The sequence below is a fragment of the Allorhizobium sp. nf9_anc genome (assembly GCF_056323085.1).
The window spans coordinates 177,593-203,932 of record NZ_CM150481.1; the positions used below are offsets into that span (position 1 = coordinate 177,593).

The 26,340-nt window shown below is 60.9% G+C and carries 14 protein-coding genes; 2 read left to right on the forward strand and 12 right to left on the reverse strand.

Annotated elements, in window-relative coordinates:
• Window positions 1-92 precede the first annotated feature (92 nt).
• Complete coding sequence (locus tag AC02Y0_RS00765; protein ID WP_476381624.1) at window positions 93-1,007, reverse strand: LysR family transcriptional regulator; 915 nt, start codon at window positions 1,005-1,007, stop codon at window positions 93-95.
• 192 nt (window positions 1,008-1,199) lie between these two features.
• Here AC02Y0_RS00765 and AC02Y0_RS00770 point away from each other — a divergent pair, with 192 nt between their 5' ends.
• Window positions 1,200-2,192, forward strand: a complete 993-nt coding sequence (locus tag AC02Y0_RS00770) for a L,D-transpeptidase (RefSeq protein ID WP_476381626.1) — start codon at window positions 1,200-1,202, stop codon at window positions 2,190-2,192.
• Window positions 2,193-2,444: 252 nt separating this feature from the next.
• On the opposite strand, the gene AC02Y0_RS00775 is transcribed toward AC02Y0_RS00770, so the two are convergent.
• From AC02Y0_RS00775 to AC02Y0_RS00790, 4 genes are all read right to left on the reverse strand, one after another.
• Entirely contained in the window at window positions 2,445-3,749 is a 1,305-nt protein-coding gene (locus tag AC02Y0_RS00775) for an HlyD family type I secretion periplasmic adaptor subunit (protein ID WP_476381627.1), read from the reverse strand.
• A gap of 63 nt (window positions 3,750-3,812) precedes the next feature.
• The gene (locus tag AC02Y0_RS00780) at window positions 3,813-5,906 is read right to left on the reverse strand and encodes a cadherin-like domain-containing protein (protein ID WP_476381629.1); all 2,094 of its coding nucleotides are present in this window, start codon (window positions 5,904-5,906) and stop codon (window positions 3,813-3,815) included.
• Between the two features lie 5 nt (window positions 5,907-5,911).
• Window positions 5,912-7,633, reverse strand: a complete 1,722-nt coding sequence (locus tag AC02Y0_RS00785; protein WP_476381631.1) for a type I secretion system permease/ATPase — start codon at window positions 7,631-7,633, stop codon at window positions 5,912-5,914.
• 65 nt (window positions 7,634-7,698) lie between these two features.
• The gene (locus AC02Y0_RS00790; protein WP_476381633.1) at window positions 7,699-17,376 is read right to left on the reverse strand and encodes a peroxidase family protein; all 9,678 of its coding nucleotides are present in this window, start codon (window positions 17,374-17,376) and stop codon (window positions 7,699-7,701) included.
• Window positions 17,377-17,775: 399 nt separating this feature from the next.
• Between AC02Y0_RS00790 and AC02Y0_RS00795 the strand changes: the two genes are divergently transcribed.
• Complete coding sequence (locus tag AC02Y0_RS00795) at window positions 17,776-19,125, forward strand: sensor histidine kinase (protein ID WP_476381635.1); 1,350 nt, start codon at window positions 17,776-17,778, stop codon at window positions 19,123-19,125.
• 8 nt (window positions 19,126-19,133) lie between these two features.
• Here the strand turns inward: AC02Y0_RS00795 and AC02Y0_RS00800 are convergent, their stop codons facing one another.
• The 7 genes from AC02Y0_RS00800 to AC02Y0_RS00830 form a co-directional block, all read right to left on the reverse strand.
• Entirely contained in the window at window positions 19,134-19,790 is a 657-nt protein-coding gene (locus AC02Y0_RS00800) for a response regulator (protein WP_476381637.1), read from the reverse strand.
• 462 nt (window positions 19,791-20,252) lie between these two features.
• On the reverse strand, window positions 20,253-21,131 hold the full coding sequence (locus tag AC02Y0_RS00805; RefSeq protein WP_476381639.1) for an intradiol ring-cleavage dioxygenase: 879 nt from the start codon (window positions 21,129-21,131) through the stop codon (window positions 20,253-20,255).
• 9 nt (window positions 21,132-21,140) lie between these two features.
• Complete coding sequence (locus AC02Y0_RS00810; RefSeq protein WP_476381641.1) at window positions 21,141-22,895, reverse strand: FAD-dependent oxidoreductase; 1,755 nt, start codon at window positions 22,893-22,895, stop codon at window positions 21,141-21,143.
• Window positions 22,888-24,003, reverse strand: coding sequence for a branched-chain amino acid ABC transporter permease (locus AC02Y0_RS00815; RefSeq protein WP_476381643.1), 1,116 nt, complete (start codon window positions 24,001-24,003; stop codon window positions 22,888-22,890). The genes AC02Y0_RS00810 and AC02Y0_RS00815 overlap by 8 nt, the downstream gene beginning before the upstream one ends.
• 7 nt (window positions 24,004-24,010) lie before the next feature.
• Entirely contained in the window at window positions 24,011-24,874 is an 864-nt protein-coding gene (locus AC02Y0_RS00820; protein WP_476381645.1) for a branched-chain amino acid ABC transporter permease, read from the reverse strand.
• Window positions 24,861-25,580: an ABC transporter ATP-binding protein gene (locus tag AC02Y0_RS00825; RefSeq protein WP_476381647.1), complete on the reverse strand. Its 720-nt coding sequence runs from the start codon at window positions 25,578-25,580 to the stop codon at window positions 24,861-24,863. Before AC02Y0_RS00825 ends, AC02Y0_RS00820 begins: the two co-directional genes overlap by 14 nt.
• Window positions 25,581-25,583: 3 nt before the next feature.
• Window positions 25,584-26,303 (reverse strand): ABC transporter ATP-binding protein, encoded by a 720-nt coding sequence (locus AC02Y0_RS00830; RefSeq protein WP_476381649.1) that lies wholly within the window; start codon window positions 26,301-26,303, stop codon window positions 25,584-25,586.
• Between the last annotated feature and the right edge of the window lie 37 nt (window positions 26,304-26,340).

A 26,340-nucleotide genomic window follows, 5' to 3' on the forward strand; every position in this document is an offset into this window, starting at 1 on the left:
GGGCGGTTGACTTGCAACCTTTCGATGTCCTCAGACTGGCATGCTCATAGATTGCAAACCAGTGAATTAAATTAGTCTAATATGAAAAAGTCTCATGGTTGCACCAATTTCAGCCGCTCCTTCGGCACGCTGCGCTCGGTTTTTCCGAGCTCCTGCTTGAACCAGCGCATCACTGCTTCGAGGCCCGGCTCGGAGCGACGGCTTTCCTTGATGCAGAGGTGATAATCCTCATGCGTGGGAAGTCCTGCCGCGTCGAGAAGTGTCAGGCGGCCAGCCCTGAGTTCGGCCTCGGCGAGGAAATCGGGAATGAGTGCGGCACCAAGCTCTTCGCGCACCATGTCCAGCGCAATCACATAGTGCGAGGCAAAGAGCCACCGGCCGTCGACGGGGGAGAGATCGGCCCGACTGCTGTGGCGCGCATAGGCCAACCAGTCCGAACCGATCTTGCCGGGCTGCAATTCGGTCGTGATGAAGCTGAAGCTCCTTTTCCGCGACGCAACCGCCGACGACACCACGGGCACAAGGTATTCGGGCCACAGCAGTTGAGCGTGATAGCCCCGATCCTTGGGCAGCGTCGTCACGAATGCGTCTCCGGTGGCATCGGTAAGCTCCGGGTCCTGCGCATACATCATGATCTGCAGATCGATCTCGGGATGCGCCGCATAGAAGGAATGCAGTCGGGGTACGAGCCAGGCCTGGGCGAAGCTGCTGCAAATGGCGAGCCTCACCCGATCGCGTGTCCCGCCGATCGCCTCGGCCAGCGAACGGTCGATCTCGGCAAAGGCGGGCTGGAGGCGCCGGGCGAGATCGCGACCGGCTTCTGTGAGGGCAATGCCGCGGCCACTCTTCTGAAACAACCGCTCGCCGACGATCTCGCCCAGCAAGCGTAGCTGATGGCTGACGGCGCTTTGTGTCACCCCCAGCTCTTCTGCCGCTGCCGCGACCGAGAGATGGCGCGAGACCGTTTCAAAAGTGTGCAAGGCTCGAAGGTTATGTCGGCAATCCATGCTGTCGTCCTCCTCACCACATCCGAACGGGCGCCCTCCATATCGATTTCTGCTCATGCAAGCAGAGATCGCGAGGCGAGCCTTGCAACGTTCCATGAGAGTTTTTTAAAATTCAAGCAGGAAACTCATTGGACACCCATGATCGGTCCTGAAATGGTCGCTCCCATCGCTATTGTGAACGAGAGATCGGCAATGACGAAAACGGAGCAGGGCAGACGTTACTTCATGACCGGGCTCTCGGCACTGGCCGTATTCTCCGGCCCGTCCCTGTCGCTGGCCGGCGAGGTGATGAAGGAGATCGCCGCGCTCAAGCCCGGCGAATTCACCTGGCATCCGGAGCGGCAACGCACAGGGCCCGTGGCCGTCGTGGTCTCCCTGCCGGAACAGCGCGTGCATGTCTATCGCAATGGCATCCGCATCGCGGTCGCCACCTGTTCGACCGGAAAGCCCGGGCATGAGACGCCGACCGGCGTCTTCGTCGTCTTGCAGAAGGACAAGCACCACAAGTCGAGTACCTATGACGATGCGCCGATGCCGAACATGAACCGGCTGACATGGTCCGGCATCGCGCTCCATGCCGGCAATCTGCCCGGATATCCGGCCTCCCATGGCTGCGTGCGCCTGCCCATGGCCTTTTCCGAGCGTCTCTTCGACATCACCCATCTCGGCACCCCCGTCATTATCTCGGGTGCTGCCGCAGATCCGCAGGAACTCACCCATCCCGGCATGGTGCTCGGTGCCTATGCCGCCCGGGAATTCGGCGATGCCGTGACGGCGCTCAGCGGTAAGCAGCGCCCGAACGACTGGACGGACCTCAAGAAGCAGCCTGTCGTTTCCGTTATCATGTCGACCTTCGATGGCAGGGCTTTGCTGGTCGAAAACTCCGAGATCCGCGCCGAGGGCCGGATCACGGTGAACGGCCGGGACAAGGTCGGCAGCCATGTCTTCCTGCTCGACGACATCAACGACGCAGCACTCGGCATGCGCTGGATCGCGTTTGCCAATCCGAACGAGGACGACGGCGTGGTCAGCACGGCCGCAAACCTTCTCTCCCGTATTTCCGCCGATCCGCCCTTCGTAGCGACCATGCAGAGGGTTCTGCATCCGGGTGCAGTCCTGATACTGACCGACGCCCCACTCGCCCCGGATAGCCGCACGGGCGAGGATTTCGTGATCATGAGTTGAGTGCGGTCGCTTCGCCGGGAAGGCGTGGTGGTTCGACCTTAAGCACGATCCAGGGGCTGCTCTTCGGCTTTGGCATTAGCGGCTCGTGCCTATCGTCAGCCGCGTCCAGACGCTGAGTGAACGTGGGTGCGTCTTCAGCTCCAGCCCCTGAACCCACTCAGCATCTTGGCTGATCCCGTCCGCTGTTCTGCGCCGGGGAGGAAACACGTTACCGCTCCGCACACTCATGCGGAGCGGTGAGATCCCGTGAGATCACTCCTCTCGGAATGCTCTGGTGATCTGGTCTGTGAATGGTTTTGCGAGGAACGAGATGACGGTTCGTTCTTCGGTTTCGATATAGACCTCGACCGGCATTCCGGGCGTGAGCTTGGTTGCGAGTTCGCCGAGGTCGTCCGGAGAGAAGGTAACACTGGTCTTGTAGAAAGGCAGGTTTGTCGCCTTGTCGATGACGGTTGCGGCGGGGATGATGTCGACGGCACCGACGATTTCCGGTGTGGTCTGGCGGTTGAAGGCGGTGAAGCGCATGCGGGCGGTCTGGCCGACGAAGATGCGGTCGATATCGGTCGGTGCGACCTTCACATGCACGTCGAGTTCAGTGTCATCAGGCACGATCGCCATGATCACCTGTCCGGGGGCGACGACGCCGCCGATCGTGTGGGCCTGCAGGTCGTAGACTGTGCCGCTTTCCGGCGCCTTGACGGTGGTGCGTTCCAGCCGGTGAGTGAGCTGCAGCGCGCGCTGCTCGAGTTCGGTGAGCCGCGCCTCGACCGAAACGATCTCCTTCTGCAGTTCGGTGCGGCTGGTCTGGTCCACCGACATCAGGCGGACGTTCAGCTCGCTGATCTGACCTTCGGCCTCCGCGACCCGGGCGAGGAGATCGCCGATGGTGCCTTCGATCCGGACCATCTGGCGGCGAAGCCCGCGCAGTTCAGACGCCTTGGCGAGCCCCTTCTGCACCAGCCCCTCCTGCATGGCGAGCTCCTCGGCGATCAGCTCGTTTTCGGAAAGGTTCGCCTTTTCCTGCTCCTTGAGGCCGTCGATCTGGTTGCGCAGCTGGGAGATCTGCATCTCGATCTGTTGTTTCTGGTTTGCCCGCATGTCGCGGTTCTCGTCGAACAGCTTGCGCTCCTCGCGGGTGACGTCAGGCGCTAGATCGAGACCGTCGAAGGAGAGGGCGTCCGCACCATCACGCTCGGCCACGAGGCGGGCCATCATCGCCCTCAGCTGGGCCACTTGCGACTGGACGATGCCGAGTTCGATGCTGATCTGGGTGTCATCCAGGCGCAACACGACTTCGCCCTTCTTGACGGAGGAGCCGATCTTCACGGGGATCGCGACAATCGTGCCGCCATCGACATGCTGGACCTGCTTGGTTTCGCCGGTGACGACGAGTTCGCCCTGCGATATGACGGCGCCGGCAAGCTTCGCCTGCGCGGCCCATCCGCCGATCCCGACGGTGAGCGCAAGGCCCAGCGCCGTTGCCGCAAGCATGCGCCCTCTCAAGCCCTTGCCGGCCAGCGAGACATTCGTGTCGGTATCGTTTGGACGCTGTGTCATGTCGTTTCCCCATACGCAGGTTACAATGTGGGCCCGAATAAGGGCTCGGTTACCGGGTTCAGATCAGGCAACGAGCCCTTCGACCTGACCCGGCAGATGGAAGGCCGTCAGGATCAGGTCGTCGGCATCGAGGTCCTGGGCGCTGATGATGACGATCTCGTAGTCCTCATCACCATCGATATCGGTGATCAGCTGCAGGACATGATGGCCTGCATCGTCGTCGTCGATCATCTTCTTGTAGAGCTTGACCAAGGTCTTGTGCGCATGGTCGTCGAGTTCGAGCGAGCTCTCGCCATCTTCGAAGTAGAGCCGTCCGAGTTCGCCTTCGAGCTTCGACAGGTCGACCTTGTCGCCAACATTAAAATCGCGGATCTCGTCATGGCCCATCCCGCCATTGGCGATTGAGGCGACGGAACCGAAGACGAAGGTATCCTGGCCGCCCTTGCCATAGAGAATGTTGACGGCGGAACTTGCGGCAATCGTATCATTCCCCGTCCCACCGACGGCATTTTCGATCGAGGTCAACCGGTCGCTGCCGATCTCGTCGCCGTCTGCGGAGCCGGCCGCGAGATCGATATCGACCGCCATCCTTGCGAAGGAGGCGTCATATGTATCGCTACCGTCGCCGCCATGGATCACGTCGTCGCCGTCATCAACGATGGCGGGAGTGGCCGCAGCATCTGCAGGCGACAGTCTAATCGCGATCCGTGCAAGGCTCTCGAGTTCCAGCACCGGCTGGACCCCGGCGACGAAGATATCGTCGCCATCATTGCCGACCATGACATCTTCACCCGCGCCACCGCCGAGCGTATCGTGACCGGCACCGCCTTCCAGCACGTCATGGCCCGCATCGCCCGACAGGACGTCGTTGCCGAGTTCACCGAATAGCCGGTCGTCGCCGTCGCCGCCGGACAGCACGTCGTCGCCATCCCCGCCGATCAGGCTGTCGCGCCCGGCTTCGCCGAACAGCATGTCATTGCCGGCCTCGCCGAAGAGCACGTCATCGCCGTCACCGCCGAAGATGCGGTCGTTGCCTTCACCACCATGGATCACGTCGCGACCGTCGCCACCGATCAGCAGGTCATCGCCGGCACCACCGAGGATCAGATCGTCGCCTTCGCGGCCATAGACGATGTCATTGCCGGCGCCGGCATAGATGAGGTCCTTGGCCGGCGTGCCGAGAAGCACGTCATCTGCATCCGTTCCCTCGATCTCTGTCTCCGGATGCGGACGCATGTCGAGGAAGGCCTGACCCTGGATCGTCGCCTTGCCGTCGCTGAGGGTGAAGTTAAGCGTGACCAGACCCTGTTTGTCGCGCTCGGGCACATAGATCCAGGCGTCGCTGCCATAGCTTCTGACCTCGCCCGAGGTTGCCTGGATCGCGGAGATCGTGAGCTTGTCTCCGTCGGGATCGATGCCTGCGCGAGCCAGGTCGGCCCACATCAAGAGCATCGACAGGTTGACCAGTCCCGTCCCGAGATAGACGGGTCCGCGCGACACCGGCGCCCGATTGACCGGCTGGCTGTTGCCACCGGTCGAGCCGCCCCCAGGTGGAGGCTCGGTGCCGCCGCCGGCATTGCCACTGCCCTGGCCTGCAGAAGCTGGCAGTCCGCCAGACGCGTCACTGTTTGCCTTGGGCAGCGTGAGATCACTGAACCGCGGCCGGGCGACGGTCGGAGACACGAAGCGGAAGCCGTTGGCAGCAACGTCGATCGACACACCCTGGAAGGGCCGGTCGGTATAGCCGCCCTCCAGCATAAAGTCCTGGGCGTTGTAGCGGATCGAGGAATAGAGCCGGCGGGGTTGTTCGATCTGCTCGACAACATCTTCATAGCGCCGCTGGATCTCCTGCCAGAAAGCGGCAATGTCCACGCCGCTCTCTGCGTCGTCCTCGACCGGCGGGGCCGTGTCGTCGTTGAGTGCCACCGTCTTCTTGTCCTCGGGCACTTGCGTATTGGGCGCCGGATTAACCATGTCACGCAACCGCCCGAGATAGGCGCCGAGCCCCATGGAAAGCACGGCGAAGATGCCCGGGGACCACAGGGTGCGGTCGTGGATCTCGGCGAGTGCGAACTTTTTGGCCGGCGCCTTGGCCGCCTGCGCATCGCCATGACCGAGCTTCAGGCTATCGTCATGATCGATCGTGGACATGGTCATCTGTCTCACTCCGCTGCGACTGATAGCGTCCGGGCCGGACGCAAGGACTTCTTCTCGGACGTGTTGGCTGCCACCTTGATAATCTCCTCCTTCGGACCGAAGGAGACGAGCTTGCCGCCCTGCACGACGCCGACCATGTCGACGGCCTGAAGGACGCTCGGGCGATGCGCGACGATGACGACGATGCCGCCGCGTTCGCGGACCTTCACGATTGCCTTCATCAGGGCCTCTTCGCCCTCGGCATCGAGGTTCGAATTCGGCTCGTCAAGCACCACCAGGAAGGGATCACCGTAAAGCGCACGAGCCAGCGCGACGCGCTGCCTCTGCCCAGCCGAGAGTGACTGGCCGCTTGGTCCAATCTGGGTCTGGTAGCCATTGGGAAGCCGCACGATCAGGTCATGGATGCCGGCGGCGCGTGCGGCCCGGAAGATCATCTTGGAATCGGCATCCGGATCGAAACGGGCGATGTTGTCGGCAACAGTCCCGTCGAGAAGGGCCACTTCCTGCGGGAGATAGCCGACATTCTGCGTGAAGAAGCTGGTCGGCCATTGCTTGAGATCTGCGCCGTCGACGCGAACCGAGCCCCGCAGCAGTGGCCAGATGCCGAGAAGCGAGCGTGCAAGCGTCGTCTTGCCGCCACCTGACGGGCCGATCAGTGCCAGTGCCTGACCGGCGGTCAGCTCGAACGACACCTCGCTCAGGAGCACGGTGCCCGTGGTCGGTGCGACCGTCGTCATGCCTTCGACGACGAGGCCTTCGCTCGGCGTCGGAAGATCGAACTGCGTGCTGGGACGATCGAGGACAGCGAGCGTGTCCTTGATGCGCGACCAGGAGCGGCGGGCGGAAATCACGCCCTTCCACTGGGCGATCGCCTGGTCGACCGGGGCAAGGGCACGGCCCGTGACGATCGACGAGGCGATGATGGCGCCGGCCGACATCTCGCCCTGGATGGTGAGATAGGCGCCGAGGCCGAGTGTCGCCGACTGCAGCATCATGCGCAGTACCTTGGAGATGCCGGCAAAGGTGCCGGCGATGTCGGAGGTCGCCGTCTGAGTGTCGAGATGACGGCGGTTGGCGCTTTCGAAGCGGTCGATCGCGCGGTCGGTCATGCCCATAGAATAGAGGATGTCGCCGTTGCGGACGTGGTTGTCCGAGACGTTGTTGCGCTGGATGGCAGCTCGCGTCATTTCCTTGGCGTGGCGGCGCGACAGGAGTTCGGCTGCGATCGTCAGGCAGGCGAGGAACAGCGCGCCACCCAGTGTGAGCATGCCGAGCATCGGATGCAGCAGCCAGACGAAGACGAGATAGACCGGGATCCAGGGAAGGTCGAACAGCGCTACCGGTCCCGCACCGGACAGGAAGCTGCGCACGGTATCGACATCGCGTCCGCGCTCGGAGGCTTCCGCCGAGGAATAGCCGAAGCGCGGCATATCGATCACCACCCGATGCACGAGGGGTGCGATTTGCCGGTCGACGTTCGACCCGAAGCGAACCAGCATCTGGGACCTCAGGATATCGAACAGGCCCTGGAACAGGTAGAGCCCGACAGCGATCACCGAGAGCCAGATCAAGGTCGGGATGCTGCCACTGGTCAGCGCCCGGTCATAGATCTGGAGCATGTAGAAGGCGCCGGTCAGCGCCAAGATGTTGATGATCCCCGACAGACCGAAGACGAATCCGGTCACCAGGCCGATACCCGAGAGTTTGTAGCTCGACTGCTTGCTCATGAGTTCCCCCACTCAAAGTTGTCTGTCCGGCCCCGCCCGGGCCGGACAGTCTGTCCATGCAGTCCTCAGGAAACGCCGAGGAAGTCGTTGATCGTCAGGTTGTGACGGCCATGCAGCGAGAGTTCGAAGTCTGCGGCATTGTCGCCTTGCGTGTTGCCACGGATAATCGTGAACTCCTCGCCGTCGCGGATCTCGTGCGTGATGGTCACGTCGCCGATCGCATCGATCATCTGGCCCGCTTCCAGCTTCATCGTCCCGTTTGGATTCATGCCGGTGAAGTCGATCCGGTCGCCGGTCTGGAAGCCATAGATCGTGTCGCCATTTGCAGACGCTGCTGAGGTGAACTTGAAGACGTCGTCACCAAGTCCGCCATCGATGATGTTGACCGCCGTCGAGGCCGTGATCTTGTCGTGGCCGGCACCGCCGACGAAGTTCTCGAAACCGTAGAAGGTGTCGGAACCCGTTGTGCCGCCCGCGACCGATCCGCGATCGTTCAAACCATTGCCAAGATCGACCGTCAGGTTTGCGCTGCTTGCGGCGTAGTCGAGCGTATCGATGCCCGCTTCGCCGTAGTAGGTGTCATTGCCGTCGTTGAGCGTGGCGATGACGGTATCGTCGCCTTCGCCACCCCAGATACGGTCGTCTCCGGCCCCGCCTTCGACAACATCGTTGCCGGCACCGGCAAAGATCTGGTCAGAGCCAGCCCCGCCGAAGACGATGTCCTTGCCCTCTCCGGCATGCACTTCGTCATCGCCCAGACCCGCATTGATGAAATCGTCACCGTCACCGCCGGTTACCACGTCATCACCGTCCTCGCCGCGCAGGATGTCCGAACCGGCCTGGCCGACAAGGATATCGGTGCCCGCACCGCCGAGGATCGTATCATTGCCTGCGGCACCCATGAGCGCGTCCGCAGCCGCCGTTCCGATCAGCGTCAGCGCTGCGACCGGCACAGGAGTAGGCGTTGCACCACCGTCGGTGCCGGAGCCTTCTCCATCGTCGTCCCCATCGCCACTGCCATCGTCTTCGCCGTCTCCGTCCGAAGATCCGTCGCCGTCGTCTTCACCATCGTCGTCGCCGTCATCCTCGCCGTCGGTGTCACCATCGTTGTCGTTGTCGTCGTCATCACCGCCATTGTCGGTCTGGCCGTCGTCATCGCCGTCGTCGTCACCGCCCGCGTCACCATCCCCATCCGGACCGTCTTCGAGGTCGGAGGAGAAGATGTCTTCGGGCAGGCCGGTGAGGCCTGTGTTGCGGGTGACGATGTCGGAGAAGCCCTGACCGTCGATGAAGTTTTCGTAGAGGTCGAAATTGTCGAAACGCTCGAGATAGTAGAAGCGGTCGGCTTCCTGCAGGCGGTCGAACTGCTCGTGCAGGACGACCCAGAAGGTGGAGCCGGCCATGCCGCCGTTGAAGTGCTCCTCGGCAAGGCCGCCGACCCAGAGATCGACGCGGTCGATGCCCTTGACGAGACCGGTGCCATCCTGGCGAACGGTGACAATGTCGCCATTGATCGCCTTGAACGCATCGATCTGACTGGCCTGCAGGACGAGGTCCGGATAGGCCGCGATGAACTGGGCGATCACGACATCACTCAGGCCATTGCGCTGCTGGAAGTCCTGCCAGCTGGAATAAGGGTTCATCGAACCGCCATTCGCTTCCAGGAATTCGACTGCGAACTTGATGTAAGGATCGGTCGAGGCCTGCAGATCGGCCTTGACCTGGTTGAGCGTGCCGAGACCGACATCGCGACCGCGCGCCACATTGAAGGCGAAGAGATCGGCCCGGATGCGGACGAGGTCGTTGCGAACCGCATCGACGACGTTGAAGTCGACGTCTTCTGCCGGCTGCTCGACGATACCGGACAGGATCGCGCCCGTGCCGAGCTGCTCGTAGCCGGGCTGGGGATTGTAGCCCATCTGCTGCAGCTGAGCGAGTTGCCCCGGCGCGTAAGCGTCGTTGGTCGGGTTGAGGAAGGCGTCGAACAGGTTGACCGAGACGTTCTGGCCATCCGGGCCCTTGACCGTGATCGTGTCGCCGATCAGCGAGTGGCCGATGCGGTAGACCGCCGCGGCAAACTCGTGGCTGATGCTGGCGGTTGCCTGGTCGTTATAGGCTTCGAAGCCATGGCTGCCATTGCCCTGGATGCCGCCGATGAGTGCATCGGCGAACTCCGTGAAGACGACACGCTGGTACTCGGCTTCGTTGACCATCTTGGCCGCCTGGAAGAGCTGTTCCGGCGTCCCTTCAAAGCCAGCGGCCTCCAGTTTCTCGACATGGAAGTTGTGGTTGCGCGCCCAGATCGTGTGCATCGAGGTCAGCGTGAAGTTCTCGTTCGCACGACCGTCACCACCGATATAGTGGTCGAGCGGGCTGATCATCGGGTTGGCATCCAGCAGCAGGGCGTGGCTTGATCCCATGAAGTCCCCGGCAAGCTGCTGGACGACGGTCATGTTGTAGCCACCCGCCTCTGTCCACAGGGTCGGATAGTATTCGAGCAAGGTCTTGCCTGTCCCGAGGTTGGGGCCCTCGAAGACAGTTTGGGCCATCCGGTGATGGTCGAGCAGCTCACGCAGCGTTGACATCAGGTGGAAGCCAGGCGCTGACGGGTCAACCGGGCCCATCAGGATATGCGAACCGACACCACCATTTCCGTCGCTTTCTCGCAGGAACTGGCCAACAATCATATTGGAACCATAAACCTGGTTCTGGTCGACATAGGGTGAGGCCTTGTTCAGGTGCTCCGGTGTGTCGCTCGCCGTCTCCAGCTCATTGGCAACCGAACCGCGGGTCAGATCCGTGAAGTTCGGTGCCATCGGTCTCGAGGTATCCACCCCGTCGATGATCACCTTGCCGGCCCCGCCCTTTGGCAGGAAGTCCAGACCGTGGTCGAAGTACTGACCAAAGGCCATGAAGAAGATGTTGGCGTCATTCGGCGCCTTCGGCAGGTTTGCTTCCTGTGTACCGATTGCGTCCGAGATCGCCCGCGGATCCAGGCCGTCGAAGATCGGGTTGAGCGCCCGGTTGATGATGTTGCCCTGGCCGTCCAGCTCGACGCCTGCCCCATAGCGGGCGTCGGTCAGACGGATGAAGGGTTCATCGGCGGACCCGAACGTCGGATTGTCGATGTTGTTACCGTTGCCCGAGAGATCACGGACGCCGCCAGCACCTGCCGTATCATCTTCTCCCTCGAAGGCGGGCAAGCCCTTGAGGAGGTTGGTGATGCCCTGGATATCGCGCGCCGTGTATTCGAAGGCGCCCGCGGGGCCGGGAACATCGTCCGGGTTGTTTCCTTCACCCTCCGAATGCTCACCCGGCACGGCCAGCTGAGGCGTCTCGCCGGAGAAGGTTATCGAATGCGACCCATTCGAAAGGGTCTTGGTTCCATTGGCGTTGAGCACCAGGCTGTAGCTTGCCGGATCCGCCGCTTCCGGGATCTCGACCACGTCCTGGGCTCTGAGCGTTCCGATGATGGTGTCTTGGCCACCAGCCGACCGGAAAAGGATACGGTGTGCCGAGGCAAGACCGGAGATATCAACCGTGTCGTTCCCTTCAGAGCCATTGATCGTGATTGTGTTGACGTTCAGGCTGGTCGCATTGAAGTTGCCGATCGGAATGACCTGATCGGTACCGGCACCCGTGTTGATGACTATTTCCTCGATGTTGTCGAGCTCGGCGATGATGTTGGCATTCGTCGTGCCACCGCGGGTGATGACGATTTCGGTCGCCCCGTTCAGTCCAGTGATGCCGGCGGCAAGCGCTGCCGCGCGGGAATAGACCCGGAAGACTTCGTCTGTGCCGTCGCCGTTGACGATGACCGTATCGTTTCCAGTGTTGCCGTTGACGAAATCACGGCCGTCGCCGACGTTCCAGACGATGATATCATTGCCCGTTCCGGCATCGACGGTATCGTTGCCTGCGCCGGTGAAGATAACGTCGTTTCCTCCTTGAGCCGCGATCGTGGATCCGGCGGCGTCACCTACAATGATGTTCCCGGCGTTGGTCCCGTTGATGTTGTTGGCGTCAAAGGAGATGTTCACAGACGCCGTATCGGAGGCTACCCCGTCGCTGACGGTATAGGTTGCGGTCCTGTTCGTGTCGGTCGTGTAGGTGAAGGTGGTTGAAGCGCCCGATCGCTGGACCCCAAACTGGGTCTGGTTTTCCGTCACGCCTGTAATCGACAGGACCCCGTCCGGATCGGTGTCGTTCTGCAGCAGTACCCAATCGGGCAGTGTGAAGCTGCCTTGGACATTGGTGATGACACCGTCATTCCCAGCATTCGGCACGTCATTGACTGCTACCACGTTGATCGTCGTCGTCGCGGTGTTGCTGTTGAAGACACCGTCACTGATCGTAACTTCGATAATGCGGTCAATGATGCTGGGATTCTCAGAATTGTTGCGGAACTCGATCGCCTGGATCGCGGCTTGCCAGAAGCCGATCTGCGGCTCGTTGCCGGTGAGGGTAACCGTTATGCGACCGGCAACACTCGTGTCGACCGAACTGTTGATATTGCCCGGCAGGTTATTCGGGATGTCGAAACTATCCCCTTGCTGTGCATTCGTCAGAACGATGCGCGCCGAGACGATCCGATCATTTTCGATGATGACAGGACTTGCGGCCACGTTCCGGTCGGCTCCGTCTTCCGTGAAGGTCGTCTCGTAATTGACCACGGGAGCGGTGGTGTAGGTGATCGCGAGATTGTCGATGCTCACCTGATCATTGTTGCCGAGCGCCGTCGTCACGAACCGAACGGTCGCATTTTCAGTGAAAGGCCCGGTCAGCGTAATGCTGCGATTGGCACTGTTTGTGTTGCTGTTGATGACATCGACCTGAACGAAGTTTGCCTCGCTGCCGTCTCTGGAGAACCAAACACGGACGGACTCGTTGTCGTTCGCATCGAGGCCTTCTTCCTGAATTGAATAGGCAAGTGTCGCGGTTGTCGCTCCGGCAAGATTTACCGCTCTTTGGATCTGCGCACCATCACCGCCCACGAAGCGAAGCTGATTGGATCCCTGGTTCTGACCAGCATCGAGTTGGATCTGGCCGTTAATTACAACATTACCCGTGACGGTATCGTTTGTTTCGACCCAGGATGAAGCCCAGGCTGCGGTTCCATCGGAGTTGTTATGAGCCGGATTATTGAAGTTGTCGCGATACTGGCTCGAGGGCGTTTGCAGATAGAGCTTCGGCGGCGTCAGCGAAACATCGCCATCTGCAAACCGCAGCACCTCGATGTTTTTCAAGCGGTCGACGCCATCGGAATTGATCAACCCAAGCGCACCTGTGGGATCAACCTGCACATGCGTGACCGTGAAGCTGCCATCGGCATTCTGATCGATAGAATAATTCGCCCGGACGTCGGAATACACGGCGACATCGACATCGCCCGTTTTGCCGCCGTTGACGATTTCGCGAACGATTTCCATCTGGCCCGGTGTGATGGTCCGCGCCAGCAGGAGATCAGACAGCGCCTTGCCTCCCAAGGCGGGTGGAGTGTTCGCCGGGATTTCGCCGTTGACCAGCTGCGATTGCAGATAGACAGGACCGGCCAGGCTGTCTGCGGTATAGATAATGTTGCCATCCTTGATGCGGATGCGGACGTTAAGCCAGGCGTCGCCATCGATGACGTCGTCGCCACCGCGGCCTTCGATGAGGTCGCTGCCGCCGCCGCCGAGCAGGATATTGCCGTCGTCGAACGCGATTTCAGCCTCGCGAGCGGCTTCGCCTACAGTTGTTGATGTCTGGACGAGGTTGCCCAGCAGTTCCCGCAGTCCGGCGATGCGATCAATGCCTGCCTGGCTGAGGTGGTGCTGGACCATGGTGTTTTCGGCCCCGGCAAGGTTCGCACCCGGCTCGGCCTCGGGATCCGGCGTTGACGGGAAGGCCGTCGCGCGATTGTCACCGCGAAGCACGTCGTTCTGCTTGTAACCCGACAGACCTTCGACAGCGTCGAAGCGATTGCGCAGGATGTCTTGCTGGTCGGTCGTGAAAATCGGCTTGGTCAGATCCGCATCGGCATTTTCGCTATTGCCCTTGTAGATCGCCCAGTCATAGCCCCACATGCCTTCATTGCGCATGACGCTTTCGCCCTGCACCATGATGTCGTCGCCGGACTCTGCGTCGAAATCGTGTTCGTTCTCACCGGCGAACATGACGTCATGGCCGATGATCGTGGAGTTGAAGAAGAGTTCGGAATTGTCGCCGGCTGTCGTGTCGAAGCCGTTGCCGCCCTCAATCCAGTCGTCGCCTTCGTTGCCGAGCAGGAAGTCGCCGCCTTCGCCGCCGAGCATGAAGTCGTCACCCTCGCCACCGAACATTTCCTTGCCATCGGGGCCGGCAATGAGGACGTCGGACCCCTGGTTGCCGAAGACGAGCGCCAGGCCCGAACCGCCATGGACGACGTCGTCTCCTTCCTCACCCATGAGGAAGTCGGTCTCGCCGATGTCCGTTCCGGAATTGGTGATGATGTCGTTACCTTCGCCTCCATGGACCTTGTCGACACCGTAGCCGGCTTCGATCCGGTCATTGCCGCCACGGCCCCAGACGGTGTCGTCGCCGCCGCCGGAGATGATCGTGTCGTCCTGATTGGTACCCTGGATGAGGGCGTGGTCGAGGCTGTTGAACTGGAGGAAGTTGGTACTTGGATCCCGCTGCACCATGGGTGCCAGCGCGTTCTGGAAGCGGTCTCCCCCGACCGGGTAAGGGCCTGCCCACTTCGCCTGCTCGAGCGGATCGACATAGAGCACGTGGTCGGGAACCGAGAAGATGTCACCCGGTACCGCATAGCCGCTCTCGCCGATATCGGTATTGCGGATCACGAGTTCGGCCAGCGAATTGGCTTCCAACTCGTTCAGCAGGTTGAGGCCCTGGGTGCGGGACAGGTAGTAGAAGCGGTCGCCGTTCTGCAGGTTTTCCAGCTGCAGTTCGAACACGAAGGAGAAGGTCGAGCCCAGCATGCCGCCGAAGGCCATCTTCTTTTCGGCCAGGCCGCCAACCCAGAGGTCGACGTCGTTCAGGCCGCCGAGGCTGTTGGCATAGATGCCAGTACCGTTCAGGAATGCCTGCCGGTCAATTTCATTCACCGAGCTATCGCCGAAGACCAGTTTCATCGCCGCGTCGCGCTTGGCTTCAGCCGTGGTCGCCAACGTAATAGAGGAATGCGTGCCGTAAGCTGCGATGAAGTTGACGATGGACGCGGGGTTCTTCAGGTTCATCCCGAAGTCGACCCAGTTCTTGTAGGGGTCGAGCTGGGTGTCGCCGTTGGCAATTTCCTTGAACTGGGCGCGGGCCTCGTTCAGGCTCGGAATGCCGGTTTCACGGCCGCGAGCGATGTTGAGCGCTGCCAGATCGAGCGGAATGCCGACCAGGTGGTTGCGCAGGACGTCCGTGACGAATTCGTCGATCTCGTTGCCGACCTGACCGGTCATGCCGCGGATGACGGCGCCGGCGCCTTGGTCGGCGCTAATCCCGTTGGCATAGTCGACCGGGTTGAGGAAGGCGTCGAAGAGATCCATCGAGGACTTGACGCCCGTGGCACTGACGCTGTCGACCGTTTCGTTGAGCATCGAATGGCCGAAACGATAGACCACATGGGCGAATTCGGCGAAGATGGCCGGATTGATGTCCATCGACGGATTGAAGACGAAGACGTCGATGTCAGGCTGGATCTTGCGGGCGAATTCTTCGAAGACGAGATGCTGGTACTGCATTTCCGTTGTGAAACGCGCTGCTTGGAAGAGGCGTTCGCCATCCCAGTTCAACGCATTCTTGATGGCCGCGAGGGTCCCACCTGGCAAAGACTGGACATCGGTCGCAAGCCATTCGTTCAAGAAGGCAAAATCGCCGTTCTGCGCCGCTTGGATGGCGCGCTCCTTGACCTGTTCCACCGTGTTGTTGTGTTCGGAATGGAAGATGTGGTGGACCGCGGTCAGACCGATGTTTTCGTTGCCGCGACCGTCGCCGGTGACGAAATGGGCATTGAGAAGCTCGTTGTCATAGGCTTGCAGCTGCCCCATAATCCGAGGGACCGGGACGCCGCCAGCGTTGGATAGGCCGACGGCCGCATCTCCGTCAGCTACCGCCACGCCACCCACAATAACCGGCACGGCATCGTGCGCGATGTCGTCCAGGAAGGCATGGCCCGTGAGCAATGCAGTGTTGAGGCTGATCGCTCCAGCGCCGGGTACGCCTTCAACAAGACCTCCAGTTGTCACGAGCTGCGGAAAACCGTTCGGGCCGCGAACAAACTCGCCGTAAGCGTCCATCTCGAACAGGGGCACCGAACCGACATACTCGTCGGTCAGGTTGATCCCGAGGATGTTTTTGGCCTGAGCCTTGACCTCTGCCCAGGTGGCAATGCCCTTGGCGCCTTCCAGCAGATGGCCGGTTGCCATCGGCTTGCCGTCGACGAGCTTGTATTCGCGCAGGAAGAGCTGCTTCGAGGCGACCGACGAATAGGTCTGGTTCTGGTCGACGAACGGCGTGGTGAAATTGTCGGGCTGCTGCGGTGCCCGCGTCAGCACCATGTAGTTGGTGAAGCTTCCGGGGACATAGAGCGGGTCATCCGGAGTGAGCGGAATATAGATCTTGTCGTTGCCGCCCTTTTCGACCAGGTCGAGGCCGTGGTCAAAGAACTGACCGAACAGAGTAAACCAGGAATTGTAGGGAGCGGAGAGACCTTCATCCGGTGCCACGTTTTCAATGAGCACCGAGGGGCCGTCGAATGCCACGCCGAAGCGCGTTTCAAGCCCCACAAAGGCCGCACGGTCCGTCGCGAGCGCGTCGGCGACTTCGGTCGCCAACATGTCAACTGTCTTCTGGTCCTCCGGCAGCAACAGCGCATTTGCGACCTTTGCCGCCTCCAGAGCCGTGGTGAATTCCCCACTGATCTCACTCGCCGCCAACATGACATCGCCCTGATAGCCGGACTGAGCGAGGGCGTTTTCGATTGCCTCTAGATCTGCGAGAGTCTGCTCATCGAACGTCAGGCCGAAGCGTGTTTCGAGACTTGCAAATGCGGCACGATCCTTCGCAAGTGCGTCGGTGACTTCGGCAACCAAGACGGCAAGCGTTTTCTGATCGGCCGGCAGTTCGAGTGCATTTGCGACCTTTGCCGCCTCAAGCGCCGTTGTGTATTCCGTCCGGATCGCAGTGACAGCCGCCATGACATCGCTGGAATAGCCGGATTGGACCAATGCCGTGTAGATCGCCGCCGGATTGGCGAGTGTCTGGTCGACGATCAGGTTGGAGATCAGGCGTGGGTCGGCATCCGCGACGGCACCGCCAGGCGTATAGGCGCTATTGGCTATCGGGACAAAGACCGGTGCGTTGTTGGCAATTCCGGCGAACAATTGGAATGTATCGCCGTCCGCCGCGCGCCAGCCCTGTTCCAGCAGCCGCTCGAACGGCTGATCCGCCGCACCCCAGTTCTCACGCCCTTCGCGCAGATTGTTGTAGGTGCCATCCACCGTGCGAAGCCCGTAAGGCACATGTTCAGCGCTCAGAGCCTGGATGAGACCGAGATCTGCTGGCTTCTGCGGCAGTCCGTCAACCAGGATCTCCGCCCCGGCGGTGTTGAGCACATTTCCATTGCCATTCAGCCGAAACGTATTCCCGGCTTCGTCGACCCAAATGTCGAGGAGGTCCACGGCAGAGGTTCCGGAATGCGCTGTCGAGTTCGCTTCTGCGATCTTGATCTGGCGAAGAATGAATTCGAGATCGTGCTGATTGATCTGGACCATAACGCTACCGGGGTGCCCCCGCCTCCGATGTTCATCCCCGTGACGTGCTGTCAGGGATTTGTCAGGAAAGCAGCGTGGCACATGCGGCGAAAACAGGAAGGGAACTTGGTCCCGCCTATTGTAGGATCAAAGTCCAATCCCGGTTCAGACCTTGGTCTGAGCTTTCTAAAGGCGTGGTCGACAACAAGCTCATAAGCGTGCATGAATATAGAATAAAGAGGGGTGGCGGAAACTGCAGAAACAATACTGCAGATCTGCGCAAAATCGGGGGAGTGGCATGCTGCAGGTCTGGACAGAACTCGGCTTGGTTTGATGCACACCAATTCGATGAAAGAGGAAAGCGCCAGGCCGGCGCTGCGATTGGTGCAACGCGTGTGGCTCAGGCTAGGATCACTGTCGTTGTCGGCGCAGTTCCTGATTGCCGCGTCGATGATCGTCTTTGGTCTGATGGCTGGTGTCAGCTTCTTTGTGGCTGCTCAGGTGGAAAAGGCGGCCCGCAATGCCGCAGGCGCTGCCGGCGCTGTCAGGATGCAGGCCCTCGTTGCTCCGCTGGTCGAACGCTCGGAGAACGGCGAGTTTCGGTTCGATGATGTGTTTCAAGGCAAGATCAACAACCTGATCGGCCAGGGACCGCCCGGACAGCGGATCATCAACATCAAGATCTGGACGGCCGATGGCCGGCAGATCTTTCCGCCCGGCACGTCTGCCCAAGAGCCCGTGATTTTCGAAGAACTCCAGCAAGCGCTTGCCGGTCAGACCGTAGTGTCGCGGACGACGGTCGCCAAACATCAGTATAGTGACGAAGAGACATCGCAATCTCTTCTGGAGATCTATGGTCCTCTTGTAAGATCTGCGGATGGCGAGGTCTTGCTGGCGGGGGAAATCTACGAGGAGTCCGAAGTCCTCGAACGCCAGATCGCTGAAACCCGGAGCACTTCGATGGCCGGTGTGCTTCTGCTGTCAGTCCCGATGTTGTCACTGCTTTATCTCGTCGTCAGAAAGGGCGCGCGGCTGATCGAGCAGCAGCGACGAACGCTGCGGGAAAGCCTTCGCAACGCCATAGAACTCTCCGTCGAGAACAACCGCCTGCGGCTGCTCGCCGACAATGCCCGGGTCGAAGCCGGCAAGCTCAATGAACGCATACTGGATCAGATCGGCGCGGATCTGCATGATGGAGCCGTGCAGCTGCTTACGCTGGTGAAACTGCGTTTGAGCGATCTTGTGACACCGCGCCCCGATGTTTCCCAGCCCACGCGTGATGCCCTTAACAAGATCCTGGATCTGGTGGGCAATGTTCTGGACGAGGTCCGCAACCTGTCTGCCGGGCTCGTGCTGCCTGAACTCGAACACGCCACGATCGATGAATCCTTGCAGCTTGCGACCAAGCGCTATCTCGAGATCACCGGACGGGAGACGACCTTGATTGGAAGTGCTGGCATCGACTTGCGCATTCCGGATCTGTCGATCTGTCTTTACCGGTTCGTGCTGGAAGGGCTGATGAACAGCTATCGCCATGCCAGCAGCAATTCCCACATGGTCCGTTGCAGCTTCAAGCGTGGGCGGCTCTTCGTCGCCGTGGTGGACATCGGCCAGCGTCCTGTACTGTCGTCGAAACGGGAAGTGCAGAGGGTGCGCTTGGGCAAGGTCAGCCAGAAACGGCGGATCCGCAGTTTTGGCGGGCGGATGCGGTATTTTCCGCGCCGAAACGGGTCGTTTGCGATCGCAAGCTTGCCGATCGGCAACGAATAGCGAGATCGTCAGCTTGCGATGCGATCGCGCGGGGATGTCCTGTTCTTGACCGCGATGACGAGTTCGACGCGGTTGCGGACATTGAGCTTGCTCATCAGTGACGTCATGTAGTGTTTGACGGTTTTTTCGCTGATGTTCAGGGTGACGCCGATTTCTCGATTCGTAAGCCCCTTCAACAGACCGCTGACGATCTGTTCTTCACGATGATGGAGACGCTCGGCCGGTTGTGCCCTGCGCCGCAGCTCCGCCGTCTTCATCGACACGATGACCTTGGTGGCGAAGCCTGGGGTAATATAGGTCTCGCCGCCATAGGCGCTGATGATCGCGTGATGCAGGTCGGAGGACGATGCCCCCTTGAGGACGTAACCGCTGATGCCTGCCTCGATCAGCTCTACCGCCGGCTGGATCGCGCTTGAGGCCGTGAAGACGATAACCTTCGTGTCAGGATAGGACGCAAGCATGATATCTATCGCCGCGAAGGAGTCTCCCGGCATGCTCAGGTCCATCACGATGACATCAGGATGATGGGTTTCAAGAATATTCAGTGCGTCGACGGTGGTGTGACCCATCGCCACGACATCAAGATCGGTCTTGGTCCTGTATAGGCTAACCAAGCCCTCCAACAATATCGGATGATCGTCTACAAACGCGACACGTACAAGCATAACCCCCACCCTCTCAGGGGTATATCTAACATAAGCGGCATGTTTCAGGAAGCACTTGATTAACTTTCGGTTAATACTGGCGTGTTCATTTTTGGTGATAGTCGGGGCTTCCCGTCAAAGCAGTCTAAGTGAATAGCCTCAAGCGGGTGTCGTGCTGCTTATTCAATTCGTTGGCAACATTAACCGTTCCTGATGCGTTATGACTATTATTTTAGAATATCTTGATTTAATCGGGGCGTGATTATGAGGTGCTGCGCCAGCACCTTAGAGCTCTTGGCGGCGCGGTCCGGCAACAGGGCAGGGATGAGACTACGGCGATCGGCGAGTTGATTTTATCGCTGATCAACCTGGCGCAATTCCCTTGGAAAGGACCGATTGCTCTATCGTCATCCTCAACCGGATAGATCCCGCGACGCAGTGCGTGCGGGATCATCAACGGTCATGAGCGGCAAAGAGTCACGGCTAAGTGCGGACCAGCACGAAGTCGTGCTTCACCTCCCAGAACTCCTCGGTGAAGCCATAGTCTGCGGCGCGTTTCGGATCGTTCTTCCGGACGAACTCTGCCAGAAGGCTTTCCTTCACACCGAAGACCGCGTCCGAGTGGATGTAGGGATCATCCGGATCGAAGATGTGCGTCACCAGCGTCTCGTAACCGTCGGCCTTGATGATGTAGTGCAGATGCGCCGGGCGATAGGGATGGCGTCCAAGCTTGCCGAGAAGTTGGCCAACTGGGCCGTCATCGGGGATCGGGTAGAATTTCGGCTTTACTGCGCGGAACCAGTAGTGCCCGTCCGGTCCCGTGCGGAAGACGCCGCGCAGGTTGAAGTCGGGCTGGATGCCCTTTTGCTGGACATCATAAAAGCCCTCGTCATTCGCCTGCCAGACGTCGATCACGGCATTGGCGATCGGCTTGCCGTCCGTATCGAGAATGCGGCCCTCGATCACCATGTCCTCGCCCTTGGAATCCAGGCAGATATTGGCGCCCATCGGCAGTTCGGGGGCGTCGGCCACGTGAAAGGGGCCGAGGACTGTGCTTTCCGAAGCGCCCGAGGGTTTGCGGTTGTTGACGGCGTCGACCAGCATCGAGACACCGAGCACGTCTGACAGCAGGATGAATTCCTGCCGCCATTCGTTGCACATCTGGCCGGTGCGGGTGAGGAAGAGGATCGCCTCCATCCACTCGTCCTGGGTCGGCTCCAGTTCCTTGACCGCCTCGTGCAGCTTGCGGGTGATGACCTCCATCACCTGCTTGAGACGCTCGTCCTTGGCGTTGGCATTGCGACCTGTGACGACGTAGACGGAGGTCTCCTCGGTGAAGTAGCCCTTTTCATGTGCTTCCATGTTCCCTCCTCACCGGTCCAGAATGGCTTTCAGGACGCGCCGCAGCTCGCCTTCGGGGTCAGCGACCGCGGCTTCTACGCGCCAGGCAACGTGATGGTCCGGGCGAACCAGAAGAGCACCGGAATCGCGGATTTCGCGGGCGCGCGCCCAGTCGCCGGAGAAGTCCTGCCAGGTCTGTCGGGGGCCGATCTTGTGAACGGTAATTGGCAGGCCGAATTCCTTCGACAGGGATTTTGCCGCAGCCACCCAGCCATCGCCGCCGATGCCGGTCAGAACGGTGAAGACGCCATGGCCGGTCAGGTCGAGGCTTGAGACCTTTTCACCTTCTGGGCCGAAGAGCCAGGCATGCGGCAGGCGGGCGCCGGGCCAGCTGGTCGGCTGGTGATGAAGCTCGGCATCCTTTTCGAAAGCCGGTTCCGGCTGGCCGTCGGTCACGACAGCGCCTGACTTGTAGCGCTGGTTCATCTCCACGCCGTGCGCGTCGAATTCGTAGACCTTGTGGGCAATCGCCTGGCGGATCGCCTCACGCTGTTTTTCTGCATCGGCGGTGTCGTCGCAGCGGGCGTCCATGTTTTCCTGCATCTTCACCGGGTCGACGGAATCGAGCAGGCCGAGCGCCTTGAAGATCGGGCCGAATTCCTCGATCGACTTGTTGGCGCGGGTGACGATCTGCTTGGCAACGGGCGCGCGCTCTGCCTGGTAGCTGTCGAGCAGCCCCATGCCGGCCTGGCCGCGGATAACGGCGGCCAGCTTCCAGGCAAGGTTGAAGGCATCCTGGATCGAGGTGTTGGATCCCAGGCCATTCGACGGCGGATGGCGGTGGGTGGCGTCGCCCATGCAGAAGACGCGTCCATTCGACATCGTGGTTGCGTACATGTTGTTTACGGTCCAAGTGGAAACCGACTTGATTTTCGGCTGCAGGTCCTGAACGCCGACGAGATCGCGCACCACCTTGGTGGCGAAGGCATCGTCGACGGCCGGTGCCGGCTGGTTGATGTCATAGCCCCAGACGATCAGCCACTCGTTCCATGGCCTGACCATGCGGACCAGACCCATGCCGATGCCGCCGACATCGGCGCCCGGCTGAAGCACCCAGTAGAGCACTGAGGGGCGGTGGGCGACGTAGCGCGACAGATCGCATTCGAAGAGGATGTTCATCGAACCGGCGACACCCATCTTGCCTTCGAAGGAGAGGCCTGCGTGTTCGGCGACCTTGGAGTTGCCGCCGTCGGCCCCGACCAGAAACTTCGATCGGATGGTGATGTCCTTGCCCGTCAACCGATCACGGCAGGTCGTGGTGACGCCGTCTGCATCCTGTACGTGGCTCAGATACTCCGTCGACATGCGTGACTGCGCACCGCGCGAACAGGCGGTCTTGAAGAGCAGCGGCTCCATATAGGTCTGCGGCAGGTCGTTCATCCGGCCGGGAGAGGACAGGAGATGTTCGGCGCGAGACAGCGGATGGTTGCCCCAGCTCTGCATGCGGCCGATTTCTTCGCCGGCGACCGCCGTGCAGAAGACGTTCTGGCCCATCAGATCCTGCTCGGTCGCGAACATATAGGCTTCGTCCTCGACTTCGCGGCCGAGATCGCGCAGAACCTCCATCGTGCGCTGGTTGGTGATGTGGGCGCGCGGCGTGTTGGCGAGCCAGCGGTATCGGTTGATGACCATGGGCTCAAGGCCGTAGCTTGCGAGCAATGCGGCCGTTGCCGAGCCGGCCGGTCCGGTGCCGATGATCAGGACGTCGGTTGTAATGTCAGCCATGTGGCCCTCCCTTTGTCGTTTGTTCAAGCGATCCACCCCTCAAGGTGCGGCGGACCGGAAAGAGTTCGATGCCGGTACGGTCGGTGATCAGGCCCCAGATCCCGCGCGGCGCAAAAAGCATGGTGACGATGGCGAGCGCGCCGAGCAGCAGCAGGTACCAGGACCCGTAGCTCGACAGCGCATTCTGCATGAGGAAGAAGATGATGACGCCGAGGATCGGGCCCTCGATGGTGCCGATGCCGCCGATCACGACGATGAAGATCACATAGGCCGTCCAGTCGGTGAGCGAGAAGGCGGCATCGGGTGAGATGCGGGCCTTCTGCAGATAGATGAGTGCGCCAACGACGCCGGTGATGAAGGCTGTCGAAAGATAGATCACCAGCTTCAGTTTCTGGGCGTCCACCCCGAGTGCCCGGGCTGCCGTCTCGTTGTCGCGCACGGCAGCAAGGCCCAAGCCCTGCTTCGAGCGCAGCAGGCGGTAGACGAACCAGATCGTCAGGACGAGCACGAGCAGCGCCAGCCAGAAGGCGATGGCGTCGGCGGCGGCTGCGGTTCGCATGCCGAACCAATCTTCGAGGAACGAGACACCGAACATCTCGCGCGTCGCGTCGCGCGGAAGTGACGTGCCCGTGCCGCCGCCGAGGGCCTTCCATTGAGCGAATAGCAGGCGCCCGACCTCGGCGATGACCCAGGTGCCGATGGCGAAATAGGGCCCGTAGAGGCGGAAGGCGAAGAAGGCCGTCGGGATGGAAACGAGGACGGCGAAGAGGCCGGCGAGCGGGATGGCGAGAACAGGATCGACACCGAGAAGGATGACGAAGCCGAAAAGCGCATAGGCGCCGCAGCCGACGAAAAGCTGCTGGCCGACGGAGATCAATCCAGCATAACCGGCCAGCAGGTTCCAGCTCTGGGCGAGCGCCAGCATGGTGAGGATGAAGAACAGATCCTGCACAACGCCGCGCGACACGACGAAGGGGGCTGCTGCCAAGAGCAGCACGAAGAGGATGGCTGCGATCGAAAAAAGCGCCGAAAGGCGGGTGCGGGTTTCGACCCGCCAGGATGGCGTCGGGCGCATGACGTTCGACAGGATTTCTCTGTTGGCGTTCATCGTCACCTCAATCGACAGCGCGCGGGAAGAGACCCCGCGGACGGAACAGCAGAACGAGCAGGAAGGCGATATGGCCCGATAGGATCTGCCATTCCGGGTTGATCGCGGCTCCCAGCGTTTGGGCGACGCCTAAGATGATGCTACCTGCAAGCGTGCCCCAGAGCGAGCCCAGGCCGCCGATGATGACCGCTTCGAAGGCATAGATCAGGCGGGCTGGGCCTGCGGTTGGATCGAAATTGGCGCGGGTGCCGAGATAGAGGGCGGCAATCGTGACGATCACCATGGCAAGGCCGGTTGCGATGGCGAAGATCTGGTTCGGGCGGATGCCCATCAGGCCTGCTGTCACGACATCGTCTGAGGTCGCGCGGAAGGCGCGTCCGAGGGCGGTCTTGTAGATCAGTTGGTTAAGGCCGACGATGACCAGGATCGCGGAGGCGAAGGTGAGCAGCGGCATAACGCCGGCGTTGATGCCACCGAGCGAGAGCGATGCCTGTTCGAGCGCGCCTGCGGGTATGCGCTGGCTGTCGGCAGTGAAGGCTTCGAGAAGCCCGTTCTGGATGACGATCGACAGGCCAAAGGTGACGAGTAGCGGTGGCAGGATATCCTTGCCGAGCGTCCGGTTCAGCAGATGATATTGCAGCAGGTAGCCGATCCCGAACATCAGTGGGCCGGCGATCAGTGCCGCCACGAAGGGATTGAGCCCCAGCGTCGAGACCAGCATCAGGATCAGGAAGGCTGAAAAGACAATCAGGTCGCCATGGGCGAGATTGACCAGCCGCATGATGCCGAAGACCAGCGATAGGCCTGCCGCGAAGAGGGCATAGAGGCCGCCGAGCAGGATGCCCTGGAGAATGGTATCAAGCCAGTTCATGGGGCTCCGCTCCGAAATAGGCTGCGTGGATGTCGGCGCGGTCGAGCTCTGCGGGGCGCCCTTCGAGCGTGACCCGACCTTCCATCATGCAATAGACCCGGTCTGCGACCTTCAGTGCCTGGGCGATGTCCTGCTCGACGATGACGATCGCCGCACCCGTTTCCCGGATGCGGGGGAAGGCGGCGTATATGTCCTTGATGACCACGGGAGCGAGGCCGAGACTGAGCTCATCGCAGAGCAGGACTTCCGGATTGGACATCAGCGCACGGCCGATTGCGACCATCTGCTGCTGGCCGCCAGAAAGCGCTGTCGAGGGATTGCGGCGCCGCTCCTTCAGGATCGGGAAAAGTTCATAGATCGTTTCCAGCGACCAGGGTCCATCAACCTTTCGGCCATGGCGGCCCACGAGCAGGTTTTCCTCGACCGTCAGCGATGGGAACAGTCGACGACCTTCGGGAACAAGCGCGATACCGCGGGCCATAACGTCGGGTGCGGCGAGCGCGCCGATCGGCTGGCCGCGATGCAGGACCGCGACGGGGTCATTGCGCAACACGCCTGCTATCGAGCGCATCAGAGTCGATTTGCCCGCACCATTGGCACCGATGACGGCAATCGTCTCGCCGGGATTGAGGATGATGTTAACGCCGAACAGGGCTTGGAAGTCGCCGTAGAAGGCGGTGAGTTTCTTCGTTTCGATGAGGCTCATCTGTCAGACCTCCATGCCCAAATAGATTTCGCGAACTTCGCGCGAATTCATGATGGTCTGCGGATCGCCGTTGCCAATCATCCGACCGAAGTTGAGGACCAGGATCTTTTCCGCGACGGCATTCAGCGCATGCAGGACGTGCTCAATCCAGATGATGGTCATGCCGCGCTGGTGGACGCGCTTGATCGTCGCGACCAGTTGTCGGCATTCGCCTTCGGTCAACCCGCCGGCGATCTCGTCGAGCAGCAGAAGCTTGGGTTTAGTGGCAAGCGCCCGGGCGAGCTCCAGCCGCTTGCGCTCCAGCAGGGTCAGGCTGCCGGCCGGGCGATTGGCCTTGGCGATGAGGCCGGTTTCAACGAGGATCTCGGCGCAGAAATCGGAAACCTCGGCTTCGCTGCTTTCACTGCCGAAGGCGCCGGCAACAAGCAGGTTTTCATAGACCGTCAGCCGCTCGAATGGCTGCGGGATTTGGAAGGTGCGGCCCATGCCCGCAAAGCAGCGCTGCATTGGCGGGACATTGGTCACGTCACGCCCATCGAAATGAACAGTGCCTTTGGCGACGGAGAGGTTACCGGTGATCAGGTTGAACAGCGTCGACTTGCCGGCGCCGTTCGGCCCGATGACGCCAAGCGCCTCGCCTGCTTCGACGGAAAAAGAAATGTCTTCGGCAACCACAAGGGCCCCGAAGGACTTCGACACACCATTCAGTTCCAAGATCGGCATGGACACTCCTCCGTCAGACTTACGGCGCCCCGACAAG